The sequence below is a fragment of the Motilimonas sp. 1_MG-2023 genome, from assembly GCF_030547455.1.
GTDB lineage: Bacteria > Pseudomonadota > Gammaproteobacteria > Enterobacterales > CBDFNC01 > Motilimonas.
In genome coordinates this window covers 1-249 of the sequence record NZ_JAUOPX010000217.1, presented here as the reverse complement: position 1 = coordinate 249, position 249 = coordinate 1, and the positions used below count along the sequence as shown (strand labels likewise).

Genomic DNA, 249 nt, shown 5'->3' with positions numbered 1-249 from the left:
AGCTTGAAGAGCACGGCGCGCAAGCTAACACTAACGTTGAAGTTGCCTCTGCTTCTGAACCAGCTGCACTACAATACCTAGCGCCTAACTCTGGTTGAACCATGGGTGAGTACTTCCGTGACCGAGGTGAAGACGCGTAGATCGTATATGATGATCTATCTAAGCAAGCTGATGCTTACCGTCAGATCTAACTATTGCTTAAGCTTCCACCAGCCCGAGAAGCATACCCAGGTGATGTATTCTACCTAC

1 pseudogene is annotated in these 249 nt (G+C 48.6%); it reads left to right on the top strand.

Annotated elements, in window-relative coordinates:
• Positions 1-188 (top strand): annotated as a pseudogene (locus Q4519_RS21975) (F0F1 ATP synthase subunit alpha); the annotation flags it as partial.
• Positions 189-249: the final 61 nt, after the last annotated feature.